This window comes from Ruegeria sp. CDSA021 (assembly GCF_059612325.1).
This window is the reverse complement of record NZ_JBXWQJ010000006.1, coordinates 211,635-230,200: the sequence shown is the minus strand read 5'-3', so window position 1 is coordinate 230,200 and position 18,566 is coordinate 211,635. Positions and strand designations below refer to the sequence as shown.

Below are 18,566 nucleotides of genomic sequence, written 5' to 3'. Positions count from 1 at the left end.
CTCAGACGTTGATCAGAAGGTGCTCGCGTTCCCACGGAGAAATGACCTGCAGGAACTCCTCGTACTCGGCCCGTTTCACGATGCCATAAACGCGGGCAAATTCGGGCCCAAGGACCTCGTGCAGGGCAGTGGCCCCGTCGAACAGATCCAGCGCTTCCCCCATGACCTGAGGAATATCCCCTTCGCCTTCATAAGCGTCGCCATAGAACTGACGGCGTGGGCGTTCCTGTTCGATCAGGCCCAGATAGCCACAGGCCAGCGACAAGGCGATGCCAAGATACGGGTTGCAATCCATCCCGGCGATACGGTTTTCGACACGGCGCGCCGCGGGGCCTGACAGCGGGACGCGGATACCGGTTGTGCGGTTGTCGCGGGCCCATTCCAGATTGATTGGCGCAGCGTGGTCCTTCACATAACGACGGTAGGAATTCACATAAGGCGCCATCACGGCCAGACCGGAGGGCAAGTGGTTCTGCAGCCCTGCAACGAAGTGGTAAAACGCATCCGTCTCACCGCCCTGCGGACCCGAAAAGATATTCTCACCCGTTTCCATGTCGATGATCGAATGGTGGATGTGCATGGCCGATCCTGGCTCTTCCTCGATCGGTTTGGCCATGAAGGTCGCAAAACAATTGTGGCGCAGCGCGGCTTCGCGGATCAGGCGTTTGAAATAGAAAACCTCATCGGCCAGCTTGATCGGGTTGCCGTGACGCAGGTTGATCTCCAACTGTCCGGCACCGCCTTCCTGCGTGATGCCGTCGATCTCGAACCCCTGATGTTCGGCGAAATCATAGATGTCGTCGATCACCGGACCGAACTCGTCCACCGCTGTCATGGAATAGGCCTGCCGGGCAGCCGCCGGGCGACCGGAACGGCCCATCATCGGCTTGATGCCCTGTGCCGGGTCGACATTGGGAGCGACCAAGAAAAATTCCATCTCGGGCGCAACAACGGGTTTCCAACCCCTGTCGTGATAGAGCTGCACAACACGCTTCAGCACGTTGCGTGGGCTGTAAGGGATTGGATTGTCATCCCGGTCATAGGCGTCGTGGATCACCTGCAGCGTCCAGTCTCCGGTCCAGGGCGCGGCGGATGTGGTCGAGAAATCGGGCTTCAGGATCATGTCCCGCTCGATAAAGCCATCTTCACCCGCAGCCTCGCCCCAGCCACCTGTGATGGTCTGGTAAAAGATACTATCGGGCAGATGGAAATACGACTGCTTTGCAAATTTCGAAGCAGGCACCGCCTTGCCCCGTGCAATGCCCGGCAGGTCCGAGATGATGCATTCAACCTCGTCCAGTCGCTGTCCGTGAAAGTACGCTTTGGCGGCTTCCGGCAGTTTATCAGTCCAATCAGCCATCAGGCTCTCTCTTTCTTTAGAAACTCGGCCATCTGGCGCGCGATGTTGGCATTGTCGTCTGGGGCCGTCTCCCGATTTTCGGCTTCGCGCATCAGGTCTTCGGGCACGACGCCTTTACCCCGCGTCCGCATCAGGCCCGAAACGAATCCGTTGGAAAATTCGGGATGGGCCTGAACTGTCCAGATCGTGTCACCGTAGGCCAGCATCGCATTCTGGCAGAACGCATTCTGGCCCAGAACGCGTGCCCCTTTTGGAGGTTCAACAACCTGATCCTGATGCCAGGCATTTAGCCAGATCTTGTTTCCTTCATAGTCGTATTCAGTGCGACCCACGGCCCATCCGCCCGAAAATTTTTCGACCTTTCCACCCAAAGCTTGAGCAATGATTTGGTGGCCAAAGCACACACCAATGAGCGGCTTGCCGCTTTGCTGGATTTCACGCACCAGCTTTTCCAGTGGGGCAATCCAAGGCAGATCTTCATAAACCCCGTGGCGCGAGCCAGTAATGACCCAGCCATCCGCATCGTCCGCACCGCTTGGGAAAACTCCATCTACGACCGCAAAGGTTTCGAACTCGAACCCATTGCCACCCAGAAGTTTGGGGAACAAAGCGTCATAGTCCCCGAATTCACCTTGCAGCACATCGGGGGTGTGACCGGTTTGTAGAATGCCGATTTTCATGTGTCACCAAATTTGATCAAATTAATCCTACCCGAGTCAGGCAGAAGCGGCAAGGGGGGTTAAACCGCCTCGAGATAGCTTAGCCAATGATCCTCTGGCGGAATATTTGTAAATCGAGTGACCTCTTGCCGCTTGGTCATGGTCAGATAGCGGATCAGATCGGCAGGGAACAGCCGGGCCACCAAAGGGTCGGAATCGAACCTGTCGATGGCGGTGGACCAGTCCGGCATCAACAGGGGCAAGTCGGCGATGTCATAGGCGTTTCCCGTGATCGGGGCAGGGGGCTGCAACCTGTCTTCGATGCCAACAAGCGCCGCGCCCAGCACTGCGGTCAGCATCAGATAAGGGTTGATATCCCCGCCCGCGACGCGGTGTTCGATGCGGCGTGCCGCCGGCGCGCCCCCCGGAATACGAATGGCCGCGGTTCTGTTTTCGTAGGCCCAGCACGCCCCCGTCGGCGCGTGTGCACCCGGAATAAGCCGTGTGTAGGAATTGCCGTGGGGCGCAAAGATCAGCGTGCTGCCAGGCATGGCCGCGACACAGCCCGCCACGGCAGAATGAAGGAAGTCGGTGCCCTCAGGTCCGCCATTGTCGAACACGTTACGCCCGTCTTGATCCAGAACCGAGAAATGCACGTGCATCCCGTTACCTGCATCATCCGCATAGGGTTTGGACATGAAGGTCGCCGCAAACCCGTGTTTGCGGGCCAGCCCGCGCGTCAATGCCTTGAAAAGCCACGTATCGTCTGCACAGCGCATGGCGTCTTGGTGGTTCAGGTTGATCTCGAACTGGCCGATACCGCTTTCTGATATGGCCGTCTGTGCAGGAATGTCCATATCGGCACAGCCGTCGTAAAGGTCAGTGAAGAAAGCCTCGAACGCATCCATCTCGGCAACCGACAAAACAGCCTCGTCTGACAGGCGGCGTCCGGTGATCGGATTCATCGGAGGTTGCGGTCGCGGGCCAGAGGCATCAACGAGCGTAAACTCCAGCTCTGTCGCAGCGACTACCGACCAGCCGCGTTGTGCATAGCGGTCTAGCATCGCTGACAAGGCGTGGCGCGGGTCTCCTGCAAATGGCTTTCCTTCGTCATCATAAAGGCTCATCGGCACCAAAGCCGTCTCACTCTCCAGCCAGGGAACCGGCACCGGCCCACGTTCGGTTGGACGTAACACGCCATCTGCGTCGCCGGTTTCAAAAACCAGCGGGCTTCCGTCGATATCAGCGCCCCACAGGTCTACGTTCAGTGCCGAAAATGGCATCCGTACTGCGCCCTTTTCCAGTTTGTCGGCGTAACCGGGCGGCACTCGTTTACCACGCATCTGTCCATTCAGATCACATGCTGCAACGCGAAAATTGTGCAGGGCGCTCAGGTCCATTGGGGGCTCCGTCGGTGCTACTCCCCCGAGATGTACTTCAATGTATCTGCTTTGTCATCAAATTTGATCAAATTTTGAAGGTAGTGTAATTGGAACCTCCCCGCGCCAGTTTGGCCCGGCGCGGGGAGGTGCTTTTAGGCAAAGCTCACGCCATGCTCTTCCATGGGCAGTTGCGCCACATGCACACCTGACAGGGCATTGATCGCGTTTGCCAGTGCAGGTGCCGACGGCGGCGTGCCAGGTTCTCCGACGCCTGTCGGCGCTTCGGCCGATGGCACGATATGCACGTCAATTGCGGCTATATCCCCAATACGCAGCGGCTCGTAATCCGGGAAGTTGTATTGATCCACAGCGCCGCTGGTCAGCGTGATCTGGTCACGCATCACGTGTCCAATGCCATAGCCGATACCACCTTCCATCTGGGCGCGTACAACATCGGGGTTCACCGCAATGCCGCAATCCACGGCGCAGGTGACCCTTTCGATCTTGATGCCAGTTTCGGGATCACCCGAGACCTCAACCACTTCGGCTGCGTAGGACCCAAAGGACTTGTGAACCGCAATCCCCTGTGACCGGCCTTCTGGCGCGTTGCCCCAGCCGGCTTTTTCTGCCGCCAGTTTCAAAACGGCGGCCTTGCGTTGTTGGTCAGGATTACTGGTGTCGGACAGGTGGGACAGACGGAATTCTACCGGATCACGGCCTGCGGCCTCTGCTACCAGATCCATCATGGTTTCCATCGTGTAGGCCGTGTGGGTATGGCCAACCGAGCGCCACCACAGCACCGAGGTTGCTTTTGGTGTGTCCGTTAGTCCCAGAGCCATGCCAGGAATATTGTATGGGCTGTCTGCAATACCTTCGATGGAACTGTGATCTACTCCGTCATGGACGGCAAAAGCCTCAAATGCCGTGCCTTTCATGATCGACTGACCGGCGACTTGATGTTGCCATCCGAGTATTCCGCCTTGTGTATCCAGTCCGACACGGACCTTGTGACCAAACGCAGGTCGATAATACCCACTGCGGATATCATCCTCGCGTGTCCATACCAGTTTCACCGGACGAGAACGGTCGGTAACGACAAAAGCCAAGGCAGCCTCGACTTGATAATCGGCATCCGGGGTTGCCCGGCGCCCGAATGAACCACCTGCCAGCATCGTTTTGATGTGAATCTTCTCGGGCGGCAGCTGGAAGATCTGCTGGTAGGCCATATGCGGACCAGTTGGCATCTGCGCACCATCATGGAGTACTATGTCCCCGTCGGCTGTCTGCTCAATAGTGCAGTTCAGCGGCTCCATTGGTGCATGGGCAAGCAGCGGGAAGTAGAAGGTCTTTTCGATAACCTTGTCCGCCCCTTCGATGGCCGCCGACACAGCCGCAAAGTCTGCCTTGTTCACGTTATACGTGGGTGCGGCGTCCAGAGCGGCCATGATCTCGGCCTTGATCTGGTCCGAGTCACGGGTTTCAGCACCGGACATGTCCCATTTGACCTCAAGCGCGTCACGCGCCTGAATCGCGGCCCAGGTGTTTTCTGCGTAAACAGCAACGCCCGCTTGATTGGGCAGGACTGCGGCGTTGATGTAACCTTTGACCTCTTTCGACGCGCTGTCGTCAAAGCCAAGCGCGATGCCGCCTTTAGATTCCGGACGCTTGATCATGGCGATCATCTGGTTCGTCAGATGCACGTCCATAGCGTACATCGCCTGACCGTTGCCTTTGATCGCCGAATCCTTGCGGCGCACCGTTTCATTGCCGATCAGGCGAAACTCGGACGGGTCTTTCAGGCGCGGTTCAGCCGGGGCCTCCAACTGAGACGCGGCGGCCACGAATTCAGCAATCGGTGCTGATTTGTCGCCCGCCTTAACGATGCCTTCTTGGATGGAAATGCCCGATGCATCCACGCCCCAACTTTGAGCTGCAGCGTTGATCAGCATCTCGCGCGCTGCGGCACCTGCCTGACGGTATTGCATCCAAGAGTTCGCCATCGCTGTCGAACCACCTGTGCCCTGGAAAGGACCGAACAGAAGGTTGTTGTAAACGTTCGGATCAGACGGCGCGAACTCGTACTCGATCTGGTCCATGGTCAGGCCGATTTCTTCTGCAATCAGCGTCGGCAGGCCGGTCGCAGGGCCCTGACCTTTTTCAAAGTGTTTGACGATGGCAGTCACCGTGCCATCGGCATCAATCTTCACAAACGGGTTGAACTGAGCGGTCTCGGACGAGGCTGCCGCCAGCGCACCATCAGGGCGGGTGCCAACCAGCAGCACGGCACCGGCAGCGGCGCCACCTTTCAGAAATCCACGGCGAGAGGTGTTGATGGTCATGGATCAGGCCTCCAGAATATCAGACGCGCGCTGGATCCCGGCGCGGATGCGTTGATAAGTGGCGCAGCGGCAAGCGTTGCCGGACATGTAGTCGTCGATCTCTTCAATCGACGGCTTGGGGTTTTCGGACAGCAGCCCGACAGCCGACATCACCTGACCGGACTGGCAATAGCCGCACTGGACCACGTCCAGCTCGACCCACGCCTGCTGAACGGCAGCGCCGATCCTGTCTTCACCAACTGCCTCGATTGTGGTGATTTCGGCGTCTTCGACGTCTTCGATATAGGTCTGGCACGAGCGGACAGGTTCGCCGTTCATATGCACGGTACATGCACCGCACGAAGCAACGCCGCACCCGAATTTTGTTCCGGTCAGTTTCAGTTCGTCGCGGATCACCCAGAGCAGGGGGGTTCCGGCTTCGGCGTCAACCTCATGGGTCTTGCCGTTCAATTTCAAAGTTAAGGACATTGGGGACTCTCCTGTTCGCGCTTGCTTCCTCAAGAGGTAAACTGGCGGGTTTACTCATGGCACATGATTTCACCTTTGTAAACTCTTGCGTTTACCTGGGATTTGACCAGCCCCTGTCAATGGGTCTATAGCTCGGGTATGAACGAATGCAGCGCACCGAATGCGTCCAAATACGCACAGATCATCGAAGCTGCCGTGACCGAGTTCCAGGAAAAGGGCTTTGCCGCGGCCAGTATGGATCGGATTTCAGCGCGGGCTGAGGTGTCCAAGCGTACGCTGTATAAGTACTTTGAAAGCAAGGATAATCTGTTCCGTTCTATCGTGGTTGAACTGTCCAACCGTTTTGCCGAAGTACTCGAAATCCGTTACGAAAAGGGTCGTGATATTCGAGAGCAATTGACCGAGCTGGCATGGGCCGAGGGGCGGATCTTGATGCTTCCCGACGTGATCGCCATGGCGCGGATGGTAGTCAGCGAAACTTTGCGCAATCCAGAGCTCGCGGCTGCGGCTCAGGGCAAACTCGATAAAACCAAAACCTTTATCACCATGCTGAAAGAAGCGGCCGAGGATGGGCAGCTGCGGATTGATGATCCGGAACGGGCAGGGCAAGAATTTATTGGTCTGATCAAGGCGCGGGCGTTCTGGCCATTGATGTTCAGCGGCGGCGCCCTGAGTGAACCTGAAATGGCCGAAACGATCGAAAACAGCGTTCAGATGATAATGAGCCGATATGGCATCGACCCGGATACCGGTGCCGCCTGAGGTCATCGGGACGGTGGTCGAGGAATGTGTTAGGGCTTTCCCGTCTGATTCGGGCGGCGGCAGTGCCATCCGAGCAGGCACCAGGATTTCAGGATTTGTCAGGACGGAGACGTTGCTGTGACAGGCAAGGCGACACAGGCGGCACGATTGAGCGTCGCACCCATGATGGACTGGACAGATCGGCACTGTCGTTATTTCCACCGACTGCTCAGCTCACAGACCCTGTTGTATACCGAGATGGTGACTGCCCCTGCGCTTGTGCGCGGCGGGGCATTGCACCTGCTGGACTTTTCACCGGATGAACATCCAGTAGCTTTGCAACTTGGCGGTTCGGACCCGAAAGAGTTGGCGCAAGCCGCGCGGTTAGGGGCCGAGGCTGGATATGATGAGATCAACCTAAACTGTGGCTGCCCGTCGGATCGGGTGCAATCAGGCACCTTTGGGGCGGTTCTGATGAAGGATCCGGGTCGCGTAGCAGACTGCGTGTCCTCCATGCGTGCTGTGGTGGACATAGATGTGACGGTCAAGTGCCGCATCGGTGTGGACGATCAGAATCCCGAAGAGGTGCTGCCCACGTTTCTGGAGCAGATCCGCGCAGCAGGCTGTCAGAGGGTCACGATCCACGCGCGCAAGGCGTGGCTGCAGGGGCTGAGCCCCAAGGAAAACCGGGATATTCCGCCTCTGGACTATGATCTGGTGCACCGGATGAAAGCGGCGTTTTCGGATCTTCACATCTCGATCAATGGTGGTATCGCCTCATTGGACGAGGCAAGGGCCCACCTGGAGGCTGGTCTGGATGGCGTGATGATCGGACGCGCAGCCTATCACCAACCGGGCGATATCCTGTCAGCAGCCGATCAGCGCATCTTTGCAACCGGAACACCGCGTGATCCCTTTAAGGTCGTTCAACAAATGGTGCCTTATGTCGAGCAACACCTTGCCAATGGAGGACGGTTGCACCAGATCACGCGTCATATGCTGGGTCTCTTTGCAGGCCGCCCCGGGGCGCGTGCATGGCGACGCGCCTTGTCCGAGGGGGCGGTGCACGAGGGGGCCGGGCCCGAGGTGATGCTGAAGGCGCTGGACCGCGTTGCGCCCATGGCAGAAGTTTAAGCGGCAGGGGGAACGATGCCCGAGACGATGTTGCTGGCCCAGATGCTGGGCCTTTTGCTTGTGATTGGGGCGCTGGCCGGCGTGCTGGCCGGATTGCTGGGCGTCGGCGGCGGCATTGTTCTTGTGCCGGCTTTCTTTTACGCGTTCCAATCCCTTGGGTACGGCGGTCCGCAGCTGATGCAACTGTGCCTTGCGACATCGCTTGCCACGATCATCGTGACATCGGTGCGCTCGGTTATGGCGCATAACAAAAAAGGTGCCGTAGATTGGGATATTCTGCGTAGTTGGGGCCCGGGTATCGTCATTGGCGCGATAATCGGCGTTCTGGTCGCGTCCGCCCTGCGGACCGAAGCCTTGCAGGCGCTTTTCGGAGTTCTGGGGATGGTAATCGGTGCTTATCTTGGGCTGGGCCGCGCTGAATGGCGGCTGGGCGATGTCATGCCCGGCGGGATCAAACGGGCAATTCTGTCGCCCATGGTCGGGTTCCTCTCGGTTCTGATGGGGATTGGCGGGGGCAGCTTTGGGGTGCCACTGATGAGTCTCTACAACACGTCGATCCACCGCGCGGTCGCAACTGCGGCCGGGTTCGGAGTGATCATCGCCGTGCCGTCGGTCATCGGCTTTCTGTTTCTTGAGATCGCGCCCGAACATCGGCCTCCATTAACCATCGGGGCCGTCAATATTGTGGCCTTTGGAATTGTTGTCGCGATGACGATGATCACCGCACCCTGGGGGGTGAAACTGGCCCATGCGATGGATCCAAAACCTTTGAAGCGGGTTTTTGCGGTATTTCTGACGCTGGTGGCCCTGAACATGCTGCGCAAAGCGGTTGGGCTATGAGTGATTTCTGGGCCAAAGGCTGGGTGACGTTCCCCTATGATCCAACATTGGCTGAGTGGGTGAGCCATGCGTTACCTGCTGCGCTTGCATCAACAACAGATCCTGCTCATGCGGAATGGTTGGACTGCGAAGGCACGTGGTTCATAGGCGTGGATGCCTTGCCTAATGACGCGCGGGGCAGGGTCGGCACGTCCGGACCGCTGACCGGGCAAGCCATGGCATTCATTGACGAACATTATGGTGATTTGCCCCTGCACAAAGGGCAGGTTTCGGTGATCCATCCGGGCTACCCGCGCCCGCGCCGCGGGGAAAATGAGGCTGCCACTCGGTACCGTCGAAACCGGGATGCAGCCCATGTGGACGGTTTGCGCCCAATGGGCCCGGATCGTCGTCGGCGCGTGGATGAACCTCATGCATGGATTTTGGGCATACCGCTGACCGAGGCCAGCGCCGATGCGTCTCCCATGGTGCTGTGGGAAGGCAGCCATCACATTCTGGGGGCTGCGTTCAGGGACGCGCTGAAAGATGAGCCACCAGAGGCACTGCACGAAGTTGACATTACAGACATCTATCAGGCCGCCCGCCGAGAGGTTTTTGACACCTGCCCGAGGGTTGAGTTGCCCGCCAAGCCGGGAGAAGCCTATCTGTTGCATCGCCATTGTTTACACGGCGTTGCGCCCTGGGCCGACGCGGCCGCTGCTGGGCCAGATGGACGGATGATCGCCTATTTCCGCCCTGAATGCTCTGGGGGAGTAGCCGAATGGGTCGAATCTGCCTAACCTCCTGTCATTATTTGGCTTTGGAGGATTTGACCGATGATTGTGGTCCAGACGAGTTCTGATGGTGCGCTGATAGAAGTTGAGTTGTCAGGGCAGGTTACAAGCGCCGATTACACAAACACCCTGGTTCCCGCGATCGAGGCCGCCCTGGCCGAGCATGACGCGGTGCGGCTGCTGGCCATCGTGCAGCCTGAATTCAAAGGGTATGATCTGGGTGCTGCATGGTCGGATACGAAGCTGGGGCTTAGCCATTGGCGCGGCTTTGACCGGATTGCCGTTGTTGCCGATCAGGGCTGGGTGCAGACCAGCATCCGACTGGCAGCCCCGATCCTACCCTGTCCGGTTCAACTGTTTGATCTGGCCGATCTGGAAGCCGCCCGCCGCTGGATGCGCGAGTCGCTGGGCTCGATCCACGTGACAGATTTGGGCGGGCCTTGTGTGCAGATCAGCCTGTTAGGCAAACTGGACCCCGAGGAATACAAGCAGGCAGAGCGTGATCTGGATGCTTTGCTGGAGGACCGCAATGGGTTCCGCTTGCTGATCGACCTGCGGGAATTCGACGGGTGGCAGGGGTTGTCTGCGCTGGCCGCACATTTTCGATTGGCCAGTCGTCATATCGGCCAGTTGGACCGTGCAGCGATCGTTGGGGACAAAACCTGGCAGCATATGGCGCAAAGGGTTGCCAGCCATATTCTGGGCACCCGGACCCAATTCTTCCCGTCCGAAGAGTTCGATAACGCAAAAACCTGGCTGGCTGCCGGATAAAAATCAGATACCAGCGGTCAGGTTCTCGAGCGTTGACCGTTGCCTGCGCCCCGTAGTTCCACACGTGATCTGGCGGTTTTCCCGCTGCACACTTTCTGTCGGCATTAAGAAAACATCATTAAATGTTAACGCAAGGGAAGCTTGAAGCCGTGCTTGTTGTTGTTGACTGGCGCGTCAAAAACAATCATTAGTCCGCGCGTTTTCCCCCTTATTTTGACGGAAAACATCTTTTACCACGCCTTGTCGCTGCGGGTTGCCACTCACGTTGAACTTACCGTTCAAGAGCTTGATCCCCTCGGAGCTCTTACTCGATCCGCAGCGACACAATAATTTAAAGTAGATTTTCTGAGATGAAGCTAAAGGGTTTAATGGAAAGAGTTCTGGAGCGCGCCGCTTGGGTCAAACAGCGATCAGAGCATGAGCGCACCACCGTCCAGCATGACAAAGCCACACGATCCGAAATGACGGCCTTGTTTGGAAATGAGCTGCGCGTATCAAGCGTTGAACGTGCCAATCAGGGTAAAACCGCAGCGCGGGAAACGGCAGGCTGAAGGCTTAAGACTCTTTCAGGCGAGCTGCCCGTCCACCGCGCCGTTTCGCCAGCCGCGGCTTGCGAGATGGCAGATCATCCATGATTTCAGCTCGCTCGCTGCTGTCCATTTTGGACCAGCGCGAGATTTCGTCAATCGTGCGATAGCACCCGGTGCAGATGCGTTCGGTCGGGTGAACAACGCAGATTTGGATGCAAGGGCTTTCGACCTCATTCCGTTTCCAAACCATGTTCGTCATTGACGGTCTCCGACCTCGTTACAAAAAGCGCAGTCTGTCCAGCGCCCCTTGCAAGATATATCCTGCGGCAACGTGATCAATAACCTGTCCGCGACGTTTTCGTGTCGTATCCGCCTCGAGCAGTGCTTTTTCTGCCGCAACCGTGCTCAATCGTTCATCCCAGAACCCGATGGGCAGATCGGTCAAACGCGACAGATTTCGTGCAAAAGCCCGTGTTGACTGGCAGCGTGGTCCCTCGGACCCATCCATGTTTTTAGGCAATCCCAACAGGATGCCACCGATCTCACGATCGGTCACGATCTCGATCAGACGTGCAGAATCCAACGTGAATTTCTTGCGTCGTACAGTCTCCAGCGGACTGGCCACCCCGCGCATTCGGTCGGACACGGCAACGCCGATTGTCTTTTCACCAAGATCCAGACCCATGAGCGCCGCCATCGGTGGCAACGCTGCTGCGAAATCCTCGAATGCGTCGTGGATCATTGGGCAATCCCGGCCTGCAAAGCGGCTGCGTCCAGGATTTCAAGCGCTTCGGAATTCCCGGCAAAGACTTGCATCGCCTCCTTGTGAATTTCGATGGCCCGCTGTCCCTGACCCAGAACACCCAAAGCTGCAATCAGGCGAGCCCATTCCTCGGGCGCTCCACCTTCAGTGGCCAGACGGTCGGACAGCTGGTTTACCATCCCCTGAATCATCTCTTGCCGTTCCTCGGGTGTCAATTCTGCCGCAGCGGCCATGTCTTCCTGACTGGGTCCGGGCGCTTCGCTCAGGTCTGGTGCGTTGAAGACACCGGCGCGAAAAGCCAGCTCATCGATCTGCGCCCGAATGGCCCTGGCCCAGGGCGCGCTGTTCGGGGAATCCTGAAGGGTTTGCACCCACAGGCGATAGGCCAGATCAGGGCGTCCGACCTGAGCCAGCATCTGCCCCCAGTAGTAACGCGCCGGACCATGGCGCGGGTCTCGGTTCAGCGCTTCGGTCAAGGCCTGTTCGGCTTCGGGCGACACATATCCGCCTGCCGCAAGGATCATCATCTCGGCAAGATCGGCATAGGCGTCGGTGGTGGCTGTGTCACCGGACAGTTCGATCACCTTTTGCTGCGCGGTATATCCCGCCTTGAAGTTACCTGCGTTGGTTTCGTGCTGTGCCAACAGCATCTGCCCCTGCAAATCATCCGGACGGGCGGCAACGGTGTCCCGCAGCTGGGTCAGGAGTGCTGCATAGCTTTCGTCCAGCTGTGCGGGCTGCGGAGGGGTAGCGAGCTGCTCGGCCGCGTCCTGAGGCGGGCGATTGGCGCGGACTTCTTCAGCCAGCTCCATACGCGCCGTCAGCGGCATGTCGGGCAAACCCACCGCGCCGGTTCGATCATACATAGCCATTGCGCCGCCGATCAGAAGCAGGGCGACAATAGTTACCGACACGATGGAAACGACCCGCGATGGCCCGGCATCTGCGTTGCCGTTTTTCATGTGCTCGTCAGCGGCCAGAATACGACGAGAGATTTCGGTCCGGACCCGTTCGGCATCCGCCTCACCGATCACGCCGCGTGCAAGGTCTTTGTCGACCCCTGCCAGTTGCTCGCGATAAACCTCGAGGTCATACGCAGCCGCAGGTTTTTTCCCCCGGCGTTTGCGCAGAAGTGTAAAGCTCAGGAAAGCCGCGATCAGCAGCGCGACAAGAAAAATCAGAACCCAGAACGTCATTGTCTCTCCGAAGATGTTGTCCTGACTTAGACCTGCTGGCCGCCCGACAAAAGGGACAAATGGCCGCGAATGAGCGACATGTCGCAATAGTGCGATATTGCGGCGTTGCGCGGCAGGGGTAATATGCAGTCACACGGCATATCTGCGCCCAATCACCGAACCGGATGGATTCGCACATGAAACACTATTCAGCCTTTGCTGTTGCGCGGGAAGCTCTGCGCTATCACACCGGATGGGAGCGCGCCTGGCGCTCGCCCGAACCCAAGAAACGTTATGACGTCATCATCGTCGGTGCTGGCGGGCACGGTCTGGCGACCGCGTATTATCTGGGTAAGAATTACGGCATTCAGAATGTCGCGGTTATCGAAAAAGGCTGGCTGGGCGGTGGCAACACCGGTCGCAACACGACCATCATCCGCTCGAACTACCTGCAGGACCCGTCCGCGGCGATCTACGAAAAAGCACGCAGCCTTTATGAAGACCTGAGCCAGGACCTGAATTACAACATCATGTTCAGCCCGCGTGGCGTGATGATGCTGGCGCAGACTCAGCACGAAATTCGCGGGTATCAGCGCACGGCGCACGCCAACGCACTGCAGGGTGTAAAGACCGAATGGATCACCCCTGAGCGTGTCAAAGAACTGGTTCCGATCATTAACCTCGACGGCCCACGTTACCCGGTTCTGGGTGCGCTGTGGCAGGAACGCGGCGGCACCGCACGTCACGACGCCGTGGCGTGGGGCTATGCGCGCGCGTGTTCGGCCATGGGCATGGACATCATCCAGCAATGCGAAGCCACCGGCGTGCGCTCGGATAACGGCCGAGTGGTTGGCGTCGACACCACCAAAGGTGCTATCGATTGTGACAAGCTGGGTATCGTGGTTGCGGGTCATTCCGGTCAACTGGCCGAGATGGCGGGTTTCCGTCTGCCGCTGGAAGCGATTGCGCTGCAGGCGCTGGTATCCGAGCCGATCAAGCCCTGCATGGATGTGGTCGTGATGGCGAACACCGTGCATGGGTACATGTCGCAATCAGACAAAGGCGAGATGGTGATCGGTGGCGGTACCGACGGGTTCAACAACTATACCCAGCGCGGGTCTTTCCACCACATCGAGGAAACCGTCCGCGCGCTGGTCGAAACTTTCCCGATGATCTCGCGCCTGAAAATGCTGCGGCAGTGGGGTGGGATCGTGGATATGACCGGCGACCGCTCTCCCATCTTGTCGAAGACACCGCTGCAAGGCTGCTTCATCAATGGTGGCTGGGGTACCGGTGGCTTCAAAGCCATTCCGGGCTCGGGTTGGGGCATGGCACAGCTGATGGCCACGGGCCACTCACCGCTGACCGAAGCCTTTTCACTGGATCGCTTCAAAGAAGGCCGCTTCATCGACGAAAGCGTCGCCGCCGGGGTGGCGCACTAAGGGGTCTGCCCGAGGTTGCCAAATAATAGAATTCTGGTCGGCCACCGAGCCGACCGACCGCCAAAAAGGATGACGATATGCTGATCCTGAACTGCCCATATTGTGGCGTTGATGCCGAAGAAACCGAACTGGCCGCTGGTGGCGAAGCGCATCTGAAGCGTTTCGGTCCCGGTTCATCGGATGGCGAATTCCACGACTACCTGTTCATGCGCGAAAACCCAAGGGGCGTTCATTTCGAACGCTGGCGCCATGCTAATGGCTGCGGCAAGTGGTTCCATGCCGCGCGCTGCACACAAACGCTCGAGGTCTTTGGAACCTATCCTGCCCAGACCACTGAGCCACCGCAAGAAATCAAGGACACCATCACGGCGAAACGTCCGGGATGGAGCTGGAGAGACTTCTCCTGATGCTTCATCTTTTCCAAAATACTCCCGTCGGAGGCACTGACGCCTCCACCTGCGAAAGGTCCGCACCATGAGCACCCGTCTCGCAAAACAAGGCCGGCTGATTGACCGGTCGAAAAAGGTCACGTTTACGTTCAACGGCACCTCAATGCAGGGGTACGAAGGCGATACGCTCGCTTCTGCTCTGCTGGCCAACGATCAGATGATGATGGGCCGGTCGTTCAAGTATCACCGGCCCCGCGGCGTTGTCGCCAGCGGTGCGGAAGAGCCGAACGCACTGGTCGGTCTGGGGCAGGGCAACCGGTTCGAACCGAACCAGCGTGCCACCACGACCGAGGTCTTCAACGGTCTGACCGCGATTTCGCAGAACCACTGGCCGAACCTCGAGTTTGACATTGGTGCGGTGAACACGGCGTTCGCGCGGTTCCTGCCGGCTGGCTTCTACTACAAGACGTTCATCCATCCCAAACCGTTTTGGAAACACGTTTACGAACCGATCATCCGCCAGTCTGCCGGTCTGGGCAAAGCACCCGACAAGGACGGCAGTGATGCGGATACCTATGAACATTTTTATGCCTTCACCGATGTTCTGGTGATCGGCGGCGGTGTGGCCGGTCTGCTGGCCGCCAAGGCTGCGGCGCAATCGGGTGCCAAGGTCCTGCTGATCGAGCAGACTGCGCATTGGGGTGGTCGCGCTCCGGTTGACGGTGGCACCGTTGATGGTGAGCCTGTGGATAAGTTCGTGGAGCAATTGGTTTCCGAACTCGAAACAATGGACAACGTTACTATGCGCGCACGCTGCATGGGCGCGGGTGTTTATGACCATGGTTATGTGCTGGGTTACGAGCGTCTGACCGACCACACGCCGGGCGTGCAAGGCCCGCGCCATCGCTTGTGGCGCATTCGTGCCAAACAAGTTGTAACTGCAACAGGCGCAATCGAAAGGCCTTTGTCCTTTGCTGGAAACGATGTTCCTGGCGTGATGCTGGCTTCGGCCATGCGCGACTATGTTGTGAACTGGGGGGTGACTCCGGGGGATCGGGTCATCGTCGCCACCAACAATGATGACGCTTACCGCACCGCGATCACCTTGAAACAGGCGGGTGTGGATGTTTTGCGTATTGTTGACGCTCGGGCAACGGCTGGGCCTTTGGCAGAAGAAGCGCGTCAGTTGGGTATCCGCGTCGATCCGGGCAAAGCCATTGCCAAAGTCAAAGGCGGCAAGCGCGTCAAAAAGGTTGCAATCTGTAATCAAGAAGGCGTCGGCGGTGCGCGTGAAGAGGTTGAGGCAGATGCGGTCGCCATGTCGGGCGGCTGGTCACCGGTGGTGCACATGTGGTCCCATTGCGGCGGCAAGCTGATTTGGGACGACGCGAATGCTCATTTCCGTCCCGACCCGTCTCGTCCGCCTTTGGGTGCGAACGGAGAGGGGTTTGTCGTTGCCGCAGGCGCGTCTAACGGCCCTCTGGCGTTGGAAGACGTCCTGACTGACGCCCACGCCGCAGGTAAGGCTGCCGCCAAGGCGGCTGGCTTCAAGCCCAAGAACACCAAGGCACCAGCTGGTGAAACAACCGTCGAAGCACCGATGGAAGCAGTTTGGCTGATGCCCGCCAATGCCGAGGTGCAACTGCGTATGAAGTCCTGGCTGGACTTCCAGAACGACGTCAAAGTTTCGGACGTCCAACTGGCTGCACGTGAGGGTTACGAGAGCGTAGAGCACACCAAACGCTATACCACGCTTGGTATGGCGACGGATCAAGGTAAGTTGAGCAACATCAACGGCTTGGCGATCCTTGCTGACGCACTTGAATCTGAAATCCCGAAGGTCGGTACAACCACGTTCCGCCCGCCGTACACTCCCATCTCTATGGGTGCGATCGGTGGCGAAGCGCGCGGCGATGTATTCCAGCCAATCCGTCAGACTCCGATGCACAACTGGCACTACAAGAATGGCGCTGATTGGGAACCGGTCGGTCACTGGCGCCGGACTTATGCCTATGTCCGTCCCGGTGAATCCGTGCATGACGCGGTCAATCGCGAGGTGAAGAACACGCGTGAGAACCTGGGCCTGCTTGATGCCTCGACGCTGGGAAAGCTGATCGTCAAAGGGCCTGATGCTGGCAAGTTTCTGGACATGATGTACACCAACATGATGTCCACGCTGAAGGTCGGCAAATGCCGCTATGGCCTGATGTGTTCCGAGAATGGATTCCTGATCGACGACGGCGTTGTCGCCCGGATCGACGAAGACACGTGGCTGTGCCACACCACCACCGGCGGGGCCGAGCGCATCCATGGTCACATGGAAGAATGGTTGCAGACCGAATGGTGGGACTGGAAAGTCTACGTCGCCAACGTGACCGAGCAATATGCGCAAGTCGCTGTGGTCGGCCCCAACGCCCGCAAGGTGCTGGAGAAACTGGGCGGCATGGATGTCAGCCGTGAGGCGCTGCCCTTCATGGAATGGCGCGATGGCAAGATCGGCGCGTTCGATTGCCGTGCTTATCGCATCTCGTTCTCGGGCGAGTTGTCCTATGAGATCGCCGTCCCTGCGTCTCAGGGTCAGGCGTTCTGGGATGCTTTGATCGAGGCAGGCAAAGAGTTCGGCGTGATGCCATATGGCACCGAATGTCTGCACATCCTGCGGGCCGAGAAGGGCTTTATCATGATCGGCGATGAGACCGACGGCACGGTCATTCCGCAGGATCTGGGGCTGCACTGGGCGCTGTCGAAAAAGAAAGAGGACTACCTCGGCAAACGCGCCCATTCGCGCAGCCACATGGCCGATCCCGAGCGCTGGAAACTGGTCGGGCTCGAGACTGTGGATGGATCTGTTATTCCCGATGGTGCTTATGCGGTGGGTGAAGGCGTCAACGCCAACGGTCAGCGCAACATGATCGGGCGTGTGACCTCGACTTATTACTCGGCCAATCTGGGCAAAGGCATCGCTATGGGCCTGATCAAGCATGGACCAGATCGCATGGGCGAGATTGTCGAGTTCCCGGGCACCGATGGTAAAACCTACAAAGCCAAGATCGTGGACCCGATCTTCTTCGACAAGGACGGGGAGAAGCAGAATGTCTGAACCCATCAGCGCACTGAACCACGCCAGCTATGACGGCATCGCCAAGGTCACGGAATGCGGCCTGCAAGGCATGATCACTCTGCGCGGTGATCTGTCCGACAAGGTTCTGGCCAAGGCCATCAAGGACGCCACCGGGCAGAAAGTGCCCGGTCAGCGAGAGGCACTGGTCAAGGGCGACACCGGAGTCTGCTGGATGTCTACCGACGAATTGCTGGTGCTGGTGCCATACGCCGAGGTTGAGGCCAAATTGGCCGCAATGACCAACGCGCTCAGCGGTACTCATGCTCTGGCGGTCAACGTCTCGGATGCGCGCGCGGTTTTCAGTATCTCGGGTGCCAGCGCGCGTGAGGTCCTGGGCAAAGTCGCTCCGGTTGAACTATCGGCAGAGGCATTCCAACCCGGCCAAATCCGCCGCTCGCGTCTGGCGCAGGTGGCGGGGGCGTTTTGGATGGACGACGCCGAAACCTTCCGTGTTGTCTGCTTCCGGTCGGCGGCCGATTACGTTTTTAAACTGCTCAAGGTTGCAGCGCAGCCAGGCAGTGAGGTTGGCGTTTACTAACCATTGAATCAGCACAGTAGATTAGAGCCGCCCGCGTCTCGTGGGCGGTTTTTTTGTGGAAAGGCAATCAAGTCGGTTTTCTTGCGGTTAGTTGCACCTGTGGTCCTGGGCATAATCGATTTGCATTCATTTGGGGAAAGT

Annotated in this window: 18 protein-coding genes; 10 read left to right on the top strand and 8 right to left on the bottom strand. The window is 58.4% G+C overall.

Annotated features, from left to right (window positions below; all coding sequences use genetic code 11):
* Nucleotide 1 precedes the first annotated feature (1 nt).
* From AC2FLD_RS10595 to AC2FLD_RS10575, 5 genes are all read right to left on the bottom strand, one after another.
* Nucleotides 2–1,360 (bottom strand): glutamine synthetase family protein, encoded by a 1,359-nt coding sequence (locus AC2FLD_RS10595; RefSeq protein WP_496669232.1) that lies wholly within the window; start codon nt 1,358–1,360, stop codon nt 2–4.
* The gene (locus AC2FLD_RS10590) at nt 1,360–2,040 is read right to left on the bottom strand and encodes a type 1 glutamine amidotransferase (protein ID WP_496669230.1); all 681 of its coding nucleotides are present in this window, start codon (nt 2,038–2,040) and stop codon (nt 1,360–1,362) included. Before AC2FLD_RS10590 ends, AC2FLD_RS10595 begins: the two co-directional genes overlap by 1 nt.
* 59 nt (nt 2,041–2,099) lie before the next feature.
* Nucleotides 2,100–3,419 carry a glutamine synthetase family protein gene (locus AC2FLD_RS10585; RefSeq protein WP_496669228.1) on the bottom strand — a complete coding sequence of 440 codons (1,320 nt, stop codon included), beginning with the start codon at nt 3,417–3,419 and terminating at the stop codon, nt 2,100–2,102.
* 134 nt (nt 3,420–3,553) lie between these two features.
* Complete coding sequence (locus AC2FLD_RS10580; RefSeq protein WP_496669226.1) at nt 3,554–5,740, bottom strand: xanthine dehydrogenase family protein molybdopterin-binding subunit; 2,187 nt, start codon at nt 5,738–5,740, stop codon at nt 3,554–3,556.
* 3 nt (nt 5,741–5,743) lie between these two features.
* Nucleotides 5,744–6,208, bottom strand: a complete 465-nt coding sequence (locus AC2FLD_RS10575; protein WP_496669224.1) for a (2Fe-2S)-binding protein — start codon at nt 6,206–6,208, stop codon at nt 5,744–5,746.
* Between the two features lie 138 nt (nt 6,209–6,346).
* On the opposite strand from AC2FLD_RS10575, the gene AC2FLD_RS10570 reads away from it, so the two are divergent.
* From AC2FLD_RS10570 to AC2FLD_RS10545, 6 genes are all read left to right on the top strand, one after another.
* Complete coding sequence (locus AC2FLD_RS10570) at nt 6,347–6,970, top strand: TetR/AcrR family transcriptional regulator (protein ID WP_496669222.1); 624 nt, start codon at nt 6,347–6,349, stop codon at nt 6,968–6,970.
* Nucleotides 6,971–7,087: 117 nt separating this feature from the next.
* Nucleotides 7,088–8,083 carry a tRNA dihydrouridine(20/20a) synthase DusA gene (gene dusA, locus AC2FLD_RS10565; RefSeq protein ID WP_496669220.1) on the top strand — a complete coding sequence of 332 codons (996 nt, stop codon included), beginning with the start codon at nt 7,088–7,090 and terminating at the stop codon, nt 8,081–8,083.
* A gap of 15 nt (nt 8,084–8,098) precedes the next feature.
* Nucleotides 8,099–8,923 (top strand): sulfite exporter TauE/SafE family protein, encoded by an 825-nt coding sequence (locus tag AC2FLD_RS10560; RefSeq protein ID WP_496669218.1) that lies wholly within the window; start codon nt 8,099–8,101, stop codon nt 8,921–8,923.
* Nucleotides 8,920–9,702 (top strand): hypothetical protein, encoded by a 783-nt coding sequence (locus AC2FLD_RS10555; RefSeq protein ID WP_496669216.1) that lies wholly within the window; start codon nt 8,920–8,922, stop codon nt 9,700–9,702. The genes AC2FLD_RS10560 and AC2FLD_RS10555 overlap by 4 nt, the downstream gene beginning before the upstream one ends.
* A 36-nt stretch (nt 9,703–9,738) precedes the next feature.
* Nucleotides 9,739–10,467, top strand: coding sequence for a SpoIIAA family protein (locus AC2FLD_RS10550; protein WP_496669214.1), 729 nt, complete (start codon nt 9,739–9,741; stop codon nt 10,465–10,467).
* 368 nt (nt 10,468–10,835) lie between these two features.
* A complete protein-coding gene (locus tag AC2FLD_RS10545; protein ID WP_496669212.1) occupies nt 10,836–11,018 on the top strand; it encodes a hypothetical protein in 183 nt (60 codons plus the stop codon).
* A 4-nt stretch (nt 11,019–11,022) separates the two neighbouring features.
* Here AC2FLD_RS10545 and AC2FLD_RS10540 read toward each other — a convergent pair whose 3' ends face one another.
* Genes AC2FLD_RS10540 through ccmI form a run of 3 tightly spaced genes read right to left on the bottom strand, consistent with a single transcriptional unit; the run spans nt 11,023 to nt 12,956 of the window.
* Nucleotides 11,023–11,256 carry a DUF1289 domain-containing protein gene (locus AC2FLD_RS10540; RefSeq protein ID WP_050602055.1) on the bottom strand — a complete coding sequence of 78 codons (234 nt, stop codon included), beginning with the start codon at nt 11,254–11,256 and terminating at the stop codon, nt 11,023–11,025.
* Between the two features lie 18 nt (nt 11,257–11,274).
* Entirely contained in the window at nt 11,275–11,739 is a 465-nt protein-coding gene (gene ruvX / locus AC2FLD_RS10535; protein WP_050602056.1) for a Holliday junction resolvase RuvX, read from the bottom strand.
* Nucleotides 11,736–12,956, bottom strand: a complete 1,221-nt coding sequence (ccmI, locus tag AC2FLD_RS10530; RefSeq protein ID WP_496669210.1) for a c-type cytochrome biogenesis protein CcmI — start codon at nt 12,954–12,956, stop codon at nt 11,736–11,738. Before ccmI ends, ruvX begins: the two co-directional genes overlap by 4 nt.
* A 176-nt stretch (nt 12,957–13,132) precedes the next feature.
* Here ccmI and AC2FLD_RS10525 point away from each other — a divergent pair, with 176 nt between their 5' ends.
* The 4 genes from AC2FLD_RS10525 to AC2FLD_RS10510 all read left to right on the top strand — a co-directional run bounded on the left by AC2FLD_RS10525 (nt 13,133) and on the right by AC2FLD_RS10510 (nt 18,425).
* The gene (locus tag AC2FLD_RS10525) at nt 13,133–14,377 is read left to right on the top strand and encodes a sarcosine oxidase subunit beta family protein (RefSeq protein WP_496669208.1); all 1,245 of its coding nucleotides are present in this window, start codon (nt 13,133–13,135) and stop codon (nt 14,375–14,377) included.
* A 77-nt stretch (nt 14,378–14,454) separates the two neighbouring features.
* A complete protein-coding gene (locus AC2FLD_RS10520) occupies nt 14,455–14,784 on the top strand; it encodes a sarcosine oxidase subunit delta (protein ID WP_496669206.1) in 330 nt (109 codons plus the stop codon).
* Nucleotides 14,785–14,851: 67 nt separating this feature from the next.
* The gene (locus tag AC2FLD_RS10515) at nt 14,852–17,866 is read left to right on the top strand and encodes a sarcosine oxidase subunit alpha family protein (RefSeq protein ID WP_496669204.1); all 3,015 of its coding nucleotides are present in this window, start codon (nt 14,852–14,854) and stop codon (nt 17,864–17,866) included.
* A complete protein-coding gene (locus AC2FLD_RS10510; protein WP_496669202.1) occupies nt 17,859–18,425 on the top strand; it encodes a sarcosine oxidase subunit gamma in 567 nt (188 codons plus the stop codon). The genes AC2FLD_RS10515 and AC2FLD_RS10510 overlap by 8 nt, the downstream gene beginning before the upstream one ends.
* Nucleotides 18,426–18,566: the final 141 nt, after the last annotated feature.